At 68.8% G+C, this 15,049-nt stretch carries 5 protein-coding genes; 1 reads left to right on the forward strand and 4 read right to left on the reverse strand.

Annotated features, from left to right (window positions below):
* Positions 1-11: 11 nt before the first annotated feature.
* Together AB0D49_RS17800 and AB0D49_RS17805 are read right to left on the reverse strand one after the other, a co-directional pair.
* Positions 12-458: a hypothetical protein gene (locus tag AB0D49_RS17800; protein ID WP_362758053.1), complete on the reverse strand. Its 447-nt coding sequence runs from the start codon at positions 456-458 to the stop codon at positions 12-14.
* Complete coding sequence (locus AB0D49_RS17805) at positions 455-8,092, reverse strand: ricin-type beta-trefoil lectin domain protein (RefSeq protein ID WP_362758055.1); 7,638 nt, start codon at positions 8,090-8,092, stop codon at positions 455-457. Before AB0D49_RS17805 ends, AB0D49_RS17800 begins: the two co-directional genes overlap by 4 nt.
* 538 nt (positions 8,093-8,630) lie before the next feature.
* Here AB0D49_RS17805 and AB0D49_RS17810 point away from each other — a divergent pair.
* Complete coding sequence (locus AB0D49_RS17810) at positions 8,631-12,164, forward strand: DNRLRE domain-containing protein (protein ID WP_362758057.1); 3,534 nt, start codon at positions 8,631-8,633, stop codon at positions 12,162-12,164.
* 87 nt (positions 12,165-12,251) lie between these two features.
* Here the strand turns inward: AB0D49_RS17810 and AB0D49_RS17815 are convergent, their stop codons facing one another.
* Together AB0D49_RS17815 and AB0D49_RS17820 are read right to left on the reverse strand one after the other, a co-directional pair.
* On the reverse strand, positions 12,252-12,971 hold the full coding sequence (locus AB0D49_RS17815; protein WP_362758059.1) for a response regulator transcription factor: 720 nt from the start codon (positions 12,969-12,971) through the stop codon (positions 12,252-12,254).
* Between the two features lie 318 nt (positions 12,972-13,289).
* Positions 13,290-15,002, reverse strand: coding sequence for a PQQ-binding-like beta-propeller repeat protein (locus AB0D49_RS17820; protein WP_362758061.1), 1,713 nt, complete (start codon positions 15,000-15,002; stop codon positions 13,290-13,292).
* Positions 15,003-15,049: the final 47 nt, after the last annotated feature.

The raw sequence follows: 15,049 nt of genomic DNA on the forward strand, positions 1-15,049 counted from the left end.
AACGACGACGCCTAGTCGATCGACTTTGCCAGAACCCAGACTTCATACTCCTCAGTTGTCACTCCGCATGAAACACGACCGTCCAGAGATAGAGCAACAAACTCCGGCTCCCCTCGCACGAAACCAAGCCGCTGAGCCAGCTGCATCGAATTGGTGCGACGAACGTGAGCCCATGGCGCACTCACAGCACCCACACCGGCCACGCTGATGAGAAAATCACCCTGCTTCCCGAAGAGGCCCATTTCATCGGAAAGCCTGACCCATTGTTTCTGGACCTCAGAGAGGTGTCCGTTCGCCTCCAGAACATGGACCCGAACTGCGGGCTCTGCTTCGCCACTAACAATTGGGCGCCACACTTCCATGGGTTCCGGCGCCTCACCCCGCCACACATCTTGCACGACGAGCAGTCCCGCCGACTCCAGCAGCGATCTGCGGTCTTTGAAATCCAACACCCTCACCCCGATTCATAGTACATATGATGCGATCCGCCTACCGGTGAATATCGCTCAAACTCCGATTTCATATCCCATCCGAAGTTCACGCCTTCGCGAGCTGAATCCACCTTGGGTTGGCCTGCATGAAAGTGAGAGAAGGGGGCGTTCGGATCATTATTATGCTCGACAATCAACCTGGAGCCGCGCGACGTTTCGAATTGCTCATAAACCCCATGTGAACCCCGATTCGAATCAAACCTATATCCAGGCATTCCACGCTGGGTGACGTCGTCACCAACCCTCCATACTGCATCCGGAACTGAATCAGGTTGAATTCCAGCTCGGGCGTACGCCGCCACTCTCGCTTCGGACCGTGTCGCGAATGTCTGATTGTCCGGACCACACCCATTGGAATTATGGACCAAGATCGGCGTACTGCCCGCCACCACATAATACGTATGCAGATCACTGACAGTCAGGTTATGAACCGTCGCACCAGTCGCGGTCCACCGCTCGACCGCCTCGATCTGGACATACGTGCCGGCGCTGGTCCGGAGCCACTGGCCCGGGGTCAGTTTTGTCGCGTCGATCCACTCGGAGAGTTCCGGGACCCAGAACGGGTGGCCGTCGGTGGCAGTGATCTCGGAGGTCTTGGTGTCCGTCACCGCGATCGTCAGCTTGACCAGGTTCCTGGTGCCCTTGCCCTTGATCTCGGCGGTGACCGTCTCCACGGCCGTCTCGCCGGTCTCCGGGTCCGTGGCCAGGACCTTGTCGCCGTTCCTCACCTGCTCGATCGGCTTGGTGGTGCCGTTCGCCAGGAGGACCTGGGTGCCGGGTACGAAGCTGTTGCTGGTGTCGCAGCTCTCGCTGCCGCCACCTGACTGCTTCTTCGGCGCCGCCTTCGCCTGTTGCGGCTTGCTCTCCGCCTTCTTCGCCTCGGCGCGTTTCGTCTTCTGGACGGCGTTTCCGGTCTTCTCCGCCGCCTTCTTGGCCTGACGGGTCGCCGCTTGTTGCGCCTTCTTCTTCAGTTGGGCGGCCCGCTCGGCGGCCTTACGTTTGGCTTCCTTCAGTTTGCGGGCCAGTTCCCGGGCCTTCTGGGCCATTTCGATGATCTTGCGCGCCTTCTCCTTCGCCTTGTTCCAGGCAGAGATGGCGTTCGCGATGCGGTACGCCGTCTTCGCGACGGCCGGAGACTTCAGGATCTTGCTGAAAGGCAGCGCGCTGAGGAGTGCCTCACCGCAGGCCCACAGATCACCCCGTGTGAAGCACGCGATGACGGCGTCCAGGCCGAAGAGCTCGCGGAGCAGGTCTCCGCCGTGCTTGAGGATGATGTCCAGGAGGGTCATGCCGAGCTGGCCCTTGGCCCACGCCTCCTCCGAAGCCGACGGGCCGGCGTAGCCCTCGCCGCCGCCACCGCCCTCCGCCCGCGACATCAACCCCGTCGGGTCGGAGAACGTGACCGGGTTGTTCTCGCAGTAGACGTAGCCGTTCATCTGGACCGGGTCCGCCAGGTCCAGGACCGGGTCCGGGGAGAGGAAGCGGCCGGTCGTCGGGTCGTACAGGCGGGCGCCCAGGTGGACCAGGCCCGCGCCCGTGTCCTCGGTGCCGCCGATGTAGCCCTGGTGGGAGCGCCAGGTCGAGGCCTCGACGCGTTCCACGCCGAAGGGGTCGGTCTTCGAGAACTTGACCCTGTTGCCCGAGGCCAGGGCGATGTTGGCGTAGGCCGTGCCGTTCTGGTCGGTGATCTGCGCCGAGAGTTCCGCCGGGGCCGAGGCCTGCGCGTGCCGCATGACCGTGGGGGCGCCGGGCTGGGAGTAGTAGCGCTCGGTGTAGGCGTGGCCCCCGGCCGCGTTCATCGAGATCGTCGACTCGCCCAGGTGCAGGGTGCGTTCCGTGGCGGAGATCGACATCAGGCGGCTGCCGTCGGCGCCGTAGACGTACGTCGTCGCCTTGTCCGGCGCCCAGGACTGGGCTTGGCCGTTCGCGTCACAGGTGTAGAGCTGGAGGTCCGTGCCGTCGGTGGAGTTGGCGGCGGGGACGTCCAGGCACTTGCCGGAGTCGACATGGCGCAGCTTGTTGCCGGACGGGTCCGCCTTCCACTTCTGGCCGGAGGCGCTCGTGCAGTCGGCGATCACGACCGGGGTGCCGTTGGCCGTGCCGCCGTCCTTGGGTACCGCGCACTTGCCGAGGATCTTCAGCGTGCCCGTCGACGGGTCGGCGGTCGACGCCGGGTCGATGCGCAGCTTCTGGGCCTTGGAGCCGTTGCAGGTGTAGAGCTGGAGCGGGGTGCCGGGGGTCGTCAGGGACGACGTCAGATCCAGGCACTTGTCCGCCAGTCCCAGCCACGCGCCGGAGCCGTTCTTGCCGAAGCCGGTGACCGATTCGACCTGGCCGTCCCAGGTCCAGGTGAACGCCTGCTCGGAGTCGCCGTACGAGCGGGTCTTCGTGTTGCCCGCGGCGTCGTACGTCAGAGACGACTCCTTGGTGACCTCCGTGCTGGAGCCGTACTTGACCGAGGTCTCGGTCAGGGTGTGCGGCTTGCTGCCGTCCGCCTTGCCGTACTTGTAGTTGGTCGTCACGTCCTTGTCGGCGACCAGGCCCGGGTCGTGCTGGACCAGCTTCTCGCGGTTGCCGAGGGCGTCGTACGTATAGCTCTGCCAGTAGCCGTTGTTGGCGGCGGTCACATTGGTCGTGCCGTCGGTGTACTTCGGCGCGGCGAAGGTCTTGCCCGCGGCCGTGCATCCGGCCGCCGCGGTCCATGCCTCCGTCAGCTGGCCCAGTGCGTCGTAGGTGAAACACTGGCGGTCGGTCAGCGAGTTCGCGGAGTCGGCGATCGAGGTGACGTTGCCCGCGGTGTCGTACGTGTAGGCGCGGGAGTTGACCCGGTTCCCGGTGGCGCCCGTGCTGTCGCTGGTCGATTCGCGGTCGATGATGCTCTGGGTCAGTTCGCCCGTCGCCTCGTCGAAGAGGTTCGTCGTCCACACCCGGTTCGGGTGCTCGCCGCTGACCGTGCGCAGGACCTGGCCGTACGGGGAGTACGAGGTCTGCGCGGTGTACCAGGCCAGGCCGGAGGTGGAGACGGGCAGGCCGTCCTCGTTGTAGCGGATGACCAGCTTCTCGGCGGGCAGGGTGCCCACGGCCGGCAGGTTCACCGCGTCGAGGCGGCCCAGCTCCGAGTACTCGAAGGAGTAGGCGTACTCGGGCTCCAGCTGGTACTGCATGGCGACCGACTGCGGGATGGTGATCTTCTGGCCGGTCGGCTGGTAGTCGGCCGTGTAGCCGGTGACCTCGGTGGAGTAGCCCTGTCCGCCGGTGTAGCGGGTCTGCCGGCTGGGCAGGCCCGCGCCGCCGATGAGGGTGTCGTACTCGGTCTTCGTCAGCAGGGTTCCGGTGGCGGAGCCGGCGCGCTGCTCGGTGGGGCGGGACAACGCGTCGTACGCCGTGTGGACGGTCGCGTTCGGGCTCGTGACCAGGACCGGGCGGTCCATGACGTCGTACGCCGTGGTGGTGGTGCCCGCGTCCGGGTCGACGGCCTCGGTCTGCCGGCCGCGGGCGTCGTACTTCCAGGTCCAGCGGTTGCCCTCGGAGTCCTTGGCCTCCACCTGGTCGCCGCGCTTGTCGTAGGCGTACGTCGTGGCGCGGTACGCGGAGCGCAGGGCGTCGGTGAAGGTGTCGACCCGGGCCGTGCGGCCGAGCGCGTCGGTCCAGGTGCGCTGTGCGGCGGCGCCCTGCGGCGGGATGACCGTGGAGTGGTCGTAGCGGTACTCGTAGCGGGTCGCCTTGGACGGGACCTCCACACCGTTGAGGTAGGGGGTCTCCGACAGGGTGCGGCCGACGCCGTCGTACGCGTACAGGGTGGCGTTGCGGACCTGGTAGTCCGAGTCGAGGTCGAACATCTCGGTCGACGGGTCGCCGAGCGCGAAGTATCCGTTGTTGGTCTGCCGGATCGTGCCGTTGGCGCTGTAGAGGGTGTCCGTGATCAGCCGGCCACCGCCGACCGCCGGTTCCTGCCTCTGGCGTTCGCGGCCGAGTCCGTCGTAGATGACGGTGGACGTCTCGTAGGTGCCGTCCTCGGTGAGCGCGGCGGTGGCGACGGAGACCGGCTGGCCGATGGTGGTGTTGTAGGTGAACTTCACCGATGGGGACTTCGACGTCGGGCGGGTCGGGGACCACGCCTCGGTCGAGCGGCCCAGCGAGTCGTAGGCGAAGGTCGTCGTACGGCCGTTGGTGTCCCGCTCCGACAGGGCCACCCCGCGGCCGGGCTCCAGCTTGCTGACCTGGCTGTGGCCGAGCGCGTTGGCCACCTCGATCTCGTAGACCTGGCCCTGCGCGGGGCGGTAGGCCGTGGTCGACGGGTTGCCCCCGGCGTCCTTGGTGGACGTGGTGCGGCCGTAGGAGTCGTAGGCGACCTCGCCGTCCTTCGACCAGCCGCCGCCGGTGCCGTTGACCGCCCAGGTGATGGTGGGGTTGGGGGAGACCGGGACCGCTGTCGCGCTGAACGCGGTGGCCCCGTCGTAGCCGACCCGGGAGCCGTCGATCCAGTCCTCGGCGGTGGCGCCGGCGGCGTCCGCGCAGGTGCCCGCCGTGGTGAGGGTCTGCGCCGGCAGACCGATGAGGTGCTTGGTGGTGTTGTGGACGTACGTCAGGACCGTGCAGGTCTCGTCGCCGGTCTTGCCCGTGTCGCCCTGGTCCTCGACCTGGGTGGGCAGCCCGTAGGTGTCCTCGTAGGTGTGGATCGTCTTGAGCGAGCGCCAGGTGCGGGTGTCGTCGCCCGTGCCGGAGGAGCGGGTGGACGTCAGGCTCTGGCTGTCCAGGACCCGGTGCGCCTCCAGCGGCGGGATGCCGCCGGTGCGGGTGCGGCTGGCCAGCAGGATGGACTTGGGGTAGTCGATGCTGCGGGTGAGCAGATCACCGCCGTTCTTCGCGTACGTCAGGGTCTCCGCGACCCGGCCCGCGTACTGCTTGCGGTCCACGCCGACGGTGTAGCCGGCGGAGTCGAGGACCGTGACGGAGCGGCTGCCTCCGCCGGGCAGCGGGTCGCCGTGCATCCCGCGGAAGTAGCGGGTCTCCGTCATGCCCTTGGCGCTGGTCATGTACGGGGTGGCCGCGTCCTCCCCGGTGATCGTGCGGACCCGGGCGTAGCCGCGCCACTGGTCGTAGGTGCGGGTCTTCTTCTTGGAGAACTCCCCCTGGTTCAGCGCCCAGGCTCCGCCGCCGAGGTACTCGTACGAGGTGGTGACGGCGGGGACACCGACCATGGAGGGCAGTTCCTGCACCGAGGCGACCCGGTATTTGTAGAACCAGTCGATCTTCTCGACTTCGGGATCGGCGTGCCAGTACGCCGGATAGCACAGCCCGGTGTTGTCCTCCGGTGCGGGGAACTGGCCGTTGACCTTGCAGTCGTCGGTCGGGTTCTCGTAGGTGACGACGGTCTCGCCGCCGTACTCGCTCACCACGCGCTTGACGCGCAGCCGGTCGAAGGCCGGGTTCCGGTCGTTGCCGTCGCGCTTGACCCGGTTGGGCATCGGCTCGCTGTTGGCGAGGAACTGCACCGGGTTGAGCGCCTTCGGCTCACCGTCGGTGGCGTAGCCGGTGCGGGTGATGGACTCCAGCCACAGGGCGGTGCCCTCGTCGGTGAGATCGGCGGGCAGCGACTGCTGGAGGGTCCAGCTGTCCACCTTCGCCAGGCCCGTGGAGCCCTGGGTGCGCTGGGCCCAGGTGGTCACCTGGGCCAGGCGCTTGCGTGACCAGAAGGTGGGGACGGGGACGTAGCACTCCTTGCCGGAGGCGCAGTACAGGTCGGCCGGGGTGTCGTACCAGATGCGGTTCTTGGAGAACTCGCCCGAGGTGAAGTTGTCGTTGCTCGCGCCCTCCGCCGTGCAGACGAGGTTGCCTTCCTTGAAGCAGCGCTCATCGACGTCGAAGGTGACCCGGGCGAGGGGCGGGGCGTACATGTCGGCACTGGTCAGGCCGTACTCGATACGCCGGAGGTAGCCGCCGCGGTCGTAGGAGACCGGCGTCTTGTACTTGTTGTTCTTGGCGTAGTGGTTCTTCTCCTTCGTCCAGTACAGCGACATGGCGTTGCCGTTGACATCGACGACGTAGTCGAGGTTCCAGCGCCATGCCTGGGAGCAGAAGGAGCCGGCGAAGTCATCCGCCTGGTAGCAGGGCTCGCCCGGCTGGTTGCCCGCGACGGGGGCGGTGAGGACGGAGTTGGTCGCCGGGTCGCCGGTGCCGAAGCCGGGCAGCAGGTGCCGTCCGAACCAGTACTGGGTGCCGTCCCGGGTGGTGACGCGCCAGTACTCGCCGTCCGCGTCACCGTTGCCGAAGCCGGTGTACTTCAGCAGTTCGACGCGGGAGCCGTCGCCGTTGGCGGTGACCCACTTGTCGCCGTACGGCGAGGTCGCGCTGTCGGGCAGGACCAGTTCGGTGGTGGCTCCGCCCAGGGTGAGCGTCGCGTTGTCGGAGCCCCAGCACAGGTCGCTGGTCTTCTTGGTGTTGTTGTGGGTGCCCGCCTGGTCGTCGCGGCAGGACGTGTAGGTCCGGGTGATGGAGCCCGGGTTGTACTCCCAGCCGTCGCCGACCCAGGAGGGCTGGTTGTTGGAGGCCGACGTACGGCCGTCCACTGACTGGGAGTTGTAGCCGAACGACACGGCCGGCGCCGGTCCGCCGGGCGTCGGGGGGACCTGGAGGGGATAGCTGTAGTTGAAGGAGCCGGCGTTTCCGCCCGCGGACCACGAACCCGCGCTGACCAGCGGTGTCGCGCCGAAGTCGCCCTTGGAGCCGGCGCCGGAGTCGGTGGCGAGGAGAACGGAGGAACCGGAGCCCGCAGCCGCCGCCTTCGCCAGCGACGCGAGCCGGGCCCCGCTCTGCTTCCCCGGTCCGCGGTACATCGCGTCGGTGATGGAACCCTCGGTGGCACTGGAGGCCGTGGACACGGAGGAGGCGGTGGTACCGCCCGCGGCGAGTGCCGCGGCGTCGACCTCGGCGAGGATCTTGCGCTCGTAGACCGGTTTGCCGTCGGTGTCGGTGCCGGTCTGCTCGACCACGTTGTCCGTGACCACTTCGGTGGGCTCCGAACAGCCCGCGGTGTCCGGGGTCGTCAGGAAGCACGCCGGGTACTGCACGAACGACAGCCGGTCGGCCCAGTTGGCGCCGTACAGCTCGGAGAAGTCGGTGTAGTCCAGGGCGACGACCGCGTCGCCGGTGGCGGTGGCGGGCGGGGTGACCGTGAGAGCCACGCCCTCGATGCTGGTGGTGGCCAGTTCGTCCTGGCCGGCCACGGAGACCTGCCACTGCCCCTCCAGGGCAGTGGCCTGGGCGGGCGCGGCGTCGGCGGGAGCGCCGATCTCGACGGGCAGCGTGGTGGTGCCGTCCGTGCTGCTGATCGGTATCAGCTCGCCCGGGGTGAGTCCGGTGAGGTTCTTGGCCACGGTGCCGCCCTCGGGGGCGGTGATCTGGCTCGGCTCGTACTCGGCGGGCTGCTCGGCCGCACTGGTCGTCAACTCGGCGAGATCGCCGCCGTTCTCCCCGTCGGCCTTCTTGGGGACGGGCAGTTCCTCCAGCTCGACGCCGCTGCGGTCGTCCGTCTTCGGCGGCAGGGCCACGGCGCTGGGTGCGACACCGGCCACCAGTGCCACGACGAGCGAGCCGACCACGGCGGTGCGCAGCCTCGCCCGTGCCCGACGATCGGCCCGCGACAGCGCGTGTCGGCGTCTGCCGCTCCAAGAAAGTGATCCCCACACAGCGGCAGCCCCCGCGGACACAGTTCCTTCACTTGAGTTCACGAATGGTGAGTCACTGATTCACGGAAAGTCAACAGGTGTGAAATGGATCACGGGATATATGCCAGCGCTTTTATCAAATACCGCTGAAACGTTTCTTTTACGCCAAGATCACTTCAAGTCGGACGTAAAAGCATGTCAAATGTGAGGGAGTTGCGGCGGTTTGACGCAGAACACCCTGGGAAACGAAAGAGCTGCTCGCCTCACCCTTGAAGACGTACGAAAGGGGCCTGGCGCTCCCGGACCGAGGTCAAGGAAGGACAAAGGCAATAGAGGCTGTGGCGCAATTCCCCGCCATCAGCCATGCTCTGTGCTCGCTTTCCTGGCCGCCTTTTGCGCGCCCGAAAGGCGTCACAGAGTGCTGCAGAGTTCCGGAATCCCCGGAGCTTCAGGGGGAGGGGACGAAAAGCCCATGGAACGTCGTCGCTTCGGCCTGCCCACGACCGGGCGCGGCCGAGCGGGGGTGGCCGCCGTGGTCGCCGGCGCGCTCGGTCTCGGCCTGCTCACCATGCCGCTGCTCGACAGCGGCGATCCCCCCGGCTCCACCGACTCCCCGGGCTCCGCCCGGCCGAAACAGGCCGCCGCCACGCTCGACGAGGACGGGGCCCAGACGCGCGCCGTCTCCACCGGCAAGCGCGTCGAAGTGACCGCGCTGCGCGACGAGACCTCCACCGTCTACGCCCGCCCGGACGGCCGCTTCGAACTGGTCGCCCACGCCGCGCCCATCAGAGCCAAGGTGGACGGCGAGTGGAAGCCGATCGACACCCGGCTCACGCGCACCGACGACGGCTGGGCGTCGCGGGCGACGGTCGACCCGGTGGTCTTCTCGGCGGGTGGCGAGGGCGGCGCCCCGGGCGGTGCGGCCCCGGACGGCACCACCCGCGCCGAACCCGCGGTGTTCACGGTCGCGAAGGGCGGCCGGGCCCTGCGGGTCGCCGACGAGACCACGCCGTACAGCGAGTTGGCGACGATCACCAGTGACGGGCACACGGTGACGCTGAGTTGGCCCGGTGCCCTCCCCAGCCCGGTGATCAGCGGTTCCAGTGCGCTGTACCGGAACGTCTTCGACGGTGTGGATCTGCTGCTGACCGCACAGGAGAGCGGCTTCAGCCAGGTGCTCGTGGTGCACAGCAAGGCGGCGGCGCAGAACCCGGCCCTCGACTCCCTGTCCTACGGGCTGTCGTCCCCCCAACTGACCTTCCACCTGGACCCGGTCACCAGGGTCGTCACCGGCCAGGACCGCAACGGTACGGCGATCGCCGTCTCCCCCACGCCGTACATGTGGGACTCCGCGGGTGAGTACGCCGTCACCGAGGGCGCCGACCCCGCGCCCACCGAAGCCCCCGCCGAACCCACTCCCTCGTACTCGGAGGAACCGGGCGCACCGATCGGCGAGGGATCCGCACCGGACACCGGGTCGGACACCGCGGCACCGACCGAGAACGCCACGCCGGTCCCCCCGCCCACCAGCGGCGCCACACCCCGCCCCGAGACCACGGAGGACGCCGATCCCGCCGCTCACCGGGGGGACACGGCACCGCCGGGCGGCACCCACATGCACGCGGCACCGTACCGGAAGGCGCCGGACGCGGACGGACTGCCCGGCACCGCCCGGCGGGCGGCCCTGGACGACTCCGAGGTGTTCGCGCTGCCCGGACTGGCCGGCCCGGACCCCGGAACCCATATGGCCGTCGCCGGTGCCCGCCTGACCGCGCCCGGCACCACCTCCACCGGCCTGAGCATCGTCCCGGACGCAAAGCTGCTGGCCGACACCGCCACGGTGTACCCGGTGTTCATCGATCCCACCATCTACGGCAAGACCCAGCACTGGACGACGGCGTACAAGAAGTACCCCAGCTCCAGCTTCTTCGACGGCACCAACTACAACAGCGGAACGACCGAGGCCCGCGTCGGCTTCGAGTCGACCACCTGGGGGTTGTCCCGCTCCTTCTTCCGGCTCGGCTGGTCCACGAACATCAAGGGCGCGCACATCTCCTCGGCCACCCTCGACCTGCGGGAGACCTACGCCTGGTCGTGCAGCCCGCGCGAGATGCAGGTGTGGCTGACCGGCGGAATCTCCTCCAGCACCACCTGGAACAACCAGCCGGACTGGAAGACGGAGATCGACAGGAAGTCCTTCGCCCACGGCTGGAACTCCAGTTGCCCCGACGCCTATGTCTCCTTCGACGCCAAGGCGGTCACCCAGGACACGGCCGACAGCGGCGCGTCCTACCTGACCATCGGGTTGCGCGCCACCGACGAGGACTCGGCGTACTCGTGGAAGAAGTTCCTCGCGGAGCGTGACGGCGCGCCCAAGCTGCGCATCGTCTACAACCGCAAGCCGAAGACTCCGACGTCGTTGGCGATGATCCCCGGCACCATCTGCGACCGGGCCACGCCCTACATCCACGTCGGCAAGCGCGATGTCATCCTGTCGGCGGCCTCCTCCGACCCCGACGACACCTCCATCCGGCAGGATCTGAAGTATCTGGACTTCGAGCTGTGGCGCACCGACACCATGGTCCGGCTCGTGGACCAGAACGTGGTGGTGACCAGTACCGGCAAGGCGTCGGTCACGATCGACAAGGCGGACTTCACCAACGGCAAGACCTACGCCTGGCGGGTGCGCGCCATCGACCACAGCGGGGCCGCCTCGGCGTACGCCCCCACCGCCAGCCCGGGGTCGTGCCGGTTCATCTTCGACAGCGACCCGCCCAATGAGCCGATCGTCAGTTCCACCGACTTCCCTGCGGCCAACGACGAGGGCACGAACTGGTCCGAGGTCGACTTCGGCACACCCGGCTTCTTCACCTTCATGCCGGACGGCGACCAGGACATCGTCGAATTCGCCTACTCCTTCAACACGACGAGCTACAACAACCCCGTAACCCCCGGCAAGGCTCTCAAGCTGCCCCTGTCACCGCCGATGGCCGGCCCCAACGTGCTGTACGTGCGGGCCAAGGACGGCTCCGGCAACCTCTCACTGGGCACCAAGTACCTGTTCTACGTCAGCCCGCGCGACAAGGCCGACGGGCCGGGCGATCTGACCGGGGACACCATTCCCGATCTCCTCGTCATGAACAAGGACGGCGATCTGAACATGTTCCCGTCCACCGCCACCGGCGATCTCCACACCTCGCTCTCCGCCGCACACGACAACACCGTCGGGCTGCTCAGCGACCCCGACGGCGACGGCGAGCCGCATCGGCCGGGCTACTGGAAGGGCGCCGACGGCAAGCCCGCGCTGATCACCCATGGCGCGGACACCATCGGCGCCGACGGCCTCGGTGATGTCTTCGCCCGGATGCCCGACGGAAAGCTGTACGTCTATCCCGGCGACGGCTACGGCAGTCTCGACATCGCCCAGCGCATGAGCGTGCGGCTGCCCGCCGGCTCCCCCGACCCGGCGACCCTCGACCAACTCGTCGTGGGCGACTACGACCGGGACGGCCGGGTCGACCTGTTCGCCACCGCGGCCGGCGGCGAGCTGTGGGCCTTCGAGGGCTACACCGGCGCCACCTTCCTGAACGTCACCAAGATCTCCGCGACAGCCTGGCTCGAACGGGACCTCGTCTCGGTCGGCGACCATGACGCCGACGGCGCGCCCGACCTGCTGTGGCGCTCGGAGTCCAGCAGCCGTCTCCTGCTGCGCTACGGGGTCAAGGACAGCGCGGGTGGCGCCACCATCGCCTCGCTGTCGACGGCCGCCGCCTCCAAGACGGGCGCCGACGAGGTCTACGCGGAAGGCTGGGACAAGACGACGGTCCCCGTGACCCATCTGCGCGGCACCCCTGACGTCAACAAGGACGGCATTCCGGATGTGTGGGCGCTGGGCACCGACCATCAGCTCTACTTCCACAAGGGCGGAGCCTCGGTGATCGGCGCACGGACCGCGGTGATCAGCGCCGAGAGCAACTGGCGGACGGAGAAGCTGACCATCGGATGACGGCAGCGGGGTCCGGACCGGAGCGACCGGACCCGGTGGACAAAGGTGAGGGGCCGGGATTCAGCCGAATCCCGGCCCCTCAGCCCCCTACAGCTCCCGCTCCACCCCGTTCTCCCGCACCCGTCCCGGCGTCCCCGAGGGGAACGGGCCCGCGTGGTCCAGGAGGCCCGTTCTCGCGGCGAGGGCGGCGGCTTCCAGGCGGGAGCCGACGCCGAGTTTCATCAGGACGCGCTGGACGTGGGTGCGGGCCGTGGACGGGGCGATGCCCATGCCCGCGGCGATCAGCCGGGTGTCCTCGCCCTCGGCGACCCGGACCAGGACCTCCACCTCGCGCGGGGTGAGCATACGCAGCAGCCGGCGGCCCTCGTCGTCCGGCTGGGCGGCGGGGTTCAGGAGTTCGCTGAACGCGCCCTGGAGGAGTTGCGGGGCCACCGCCGCCTCGCCCGCGCGGGCCTTCATGATGGCGCGTTCCACACCCTCTATCCGCTCGTCGTGCCGTACATAGCCGGAGGCGCCCGCCGCGAAGGCCGCCGCGATGCCGCGCGGGCTCGGCACCGGTCCGAGGACCAGCACCGCCACCTGCGGACGCTCCCGTTTGATCTTCGCCACCGGGTCGAACGCGCCCGGCTCGGCCGGTGTCGCCGTCCCCAGCAGGCACACCTCCGGCGCACGCGCGATCACCAGTTCCGCCGCGCCCGCGGCGGGTGCCGCCGCGGCGAGCACCCGGTGCCCGCGCAGTTTCAGTGCCGAGGCCAGTGCCTCGGCCAGCAGGCGGTGGTCGTCGACCACCATCAGCCGCACTCCCATCGAGAACCCCCCAGTCCCCCCAGTCCCCCCATGGATGCCCACTACGGGTGGTCATCGCTCCCCATGATCGGAGCCCGTGACACCGGGCCCGGGACACCCCTGCTCCTCATGCCCCCGGAAGCTACACGCTTGTTCGACATTGCGCTTCCCCTACGGGAGAGAAGTGTCGTGGATCGTCGATAATCATCGCGTTCATGGGGTTTGTGAGGAACGTGCACCGCCCCGGCGCTGAGCTGGGGCGGTGCGGGCGCGTGGCGGAATCGCGCCGGTGGGGCGGGAGAAAGAGGTGGGTGGGGTCGCACAGGTGGCGCGCGGTGGCTACTTCGCGCCGAACCCCAGCGCCGTGAACACCTCTTCGCCCTCCGTGTACGGCTTGCTGATCAGTTTCTTGCCGAGGAACAGCCGTCCGTCGGTGTACCACAGCTCCGCGGACTCCGGCACCATCTTGCTGATCGCGTCCCGTACCGAGCGGCTGCCCGGGGTCTCCAGCAGGGTGGTCTGCTTCGTCGTGGCGGCGTCGACGGAGACGATCTGGTCGCCGCCGTCGTACGGGCCCTCCTTGTAGGCGATCAGATCGCCGCCGTCCATCCGCACCGGGAAGATCCGGTACTGGTCCCCGGCGTCGATCCGGTCGCCGGTGGTCTTCCCGGTCTCCAGGGAGTACGCCACGATCTCGTTGGTCGAGCCGTACTCGCCGCCGCCGTCGTGCTCCTTGGTCGGCACCCAGAGCTTGCCGTTGCCGACCACGAGGCCGTCGCAGCCGTCGGTCCGGCTGATCTCGCAGCGGTGCTCGTACTCGCCGTCCTTCAGCGCGATCTTGTAGAGCAGCTTGCCCTTGTCGTCGAGGGAGAAGACGTCCGAGGCGCCGGAGGCGGTGATGTCCGCCGAGTCCAGTCCGAACACCACCGGATCGGTGGAGATCACCTTGATGTTCTCCAGCCCGGCCGGGAGCTTGTAGCCCCAGGTGACCGCGCCCGTACGGGGGTCGATCAGCTGGACCTCGTACGTCTCCGAGCCGTACTCGCCGCACCTGTGGACCGCGACCAGCTGCTCACCGCCCGCGTAGCCCGCGTCCGCGCAGTTGCCGACCTTCGGCTGCCAGAGCACCTTGCCGCTGGTCAGGTCGAAGGCGGCGCCGCCGGTGAAGCCGCCGCCGATGGCGACCGTGGAGCCGGAGATGCTGGCCTCGGCGAACACCACCTCCACATCGTTGAGGGTGACGCTCTTGCTCCACAGCTTCTTGCCGGTGGCCACCTGGAACGCGGTGATCTGGGTGCACGGCTCGTGGTCGCCCTGGGCATTGCGCTTACGGGTCTCCGAGAGCACCACGCTCGTCCCGTCACCGGCGATCTGCCGGGCGAACCCGCAGGTCTGGCCGGTGAGCGGCAGGGTCCAGCGCTCGTCGCCGGTGTCCGGGTCGTAGCCGACGACCTCGTTCACCCCGCTCTTGGCGTACACCGAGTCGGTCAGCCAGGAGCCGATGACGCTGTCGATCTGCTCGTCCTTCACGGCCGGCGCGGGGATCTGGAAGAGCAGATCGGCCGCCGGGTCCGCCGGGACCCGCTCCGAGCCCTTCGGGGCCGTACCGGCGTCCGCGCCGCCGGAGCCGGTGGGGCTCGGGGTGCCGCCCGCCGTGTCGGCGTCGTCGGAGGACTGGGCGTACCAGACCCCGCCGCCGATGATCAGCGCGATGGCGACGACCGCCGAGACGATGATCGCCAGTTGGGCGTTGATCTTCCGGCGACCGGACGGGCCGGGTCCGCCGGGCTGTCCGGGGTGCGCCTGGAGCGGCACGGTCGGCTGCGGATAGCCGTAGCCGGGGGGCGGGGGCGGATACGCCGACGGGGACGGGGGCTGCTGGGTGGCGTACGGGTTCGGGGGCGGCTGGGCGGGATAGCCGTAGCCGGGCGGAGGGGACGGGGGCGACGACGGGTAGCCGTAGCCCGGCTGGGCGGGGGGCTGCTGCGGGGGGCCGAAGCCGTCGCCCTGGGGCGGCTCGTGGGGCGGCGGGGGCGGCGGGGGCTGGGTCATGGCGGAGTACCTCGGGGAGATGGCGGAGCGGAGCGCGGGAGCGAGGA

Source organism: Streptomyces sp. NPDC048290, from assembly GCF_040652095.1.
GTDB lineage: Bacteria > Actinomycetota > Actinomycetes > Streptomycetales > Streptomycetaceae > Streptomyces.

Excerpts from the sequence above, each read along its gene's own strand:
- AB0D49_RS17815 (WP_362758059.1), bottom strand. The coding sequence starts at position 12,971 with ATGGGAGTGCGGCTGATGGTGGTCGACGACCACCGCCTGCTGGCCGAG.
- AB0D49_RS17820 (WP_362758061.1), bottom strand. The coding sequence starts at position 15,002 with ATGACCCAGCCCCCGCCGCCCCCGCCGCCCCACGAGCCGCCCCAGGGC.
- AB0D49_RS17810 (WP_362758057.1), top strand. The coding sequence starts at position 8,631 with ATGGAACGTCGTCGCTTCGGCCTGCCCACGACCGGGCGCGGCCGAGCG.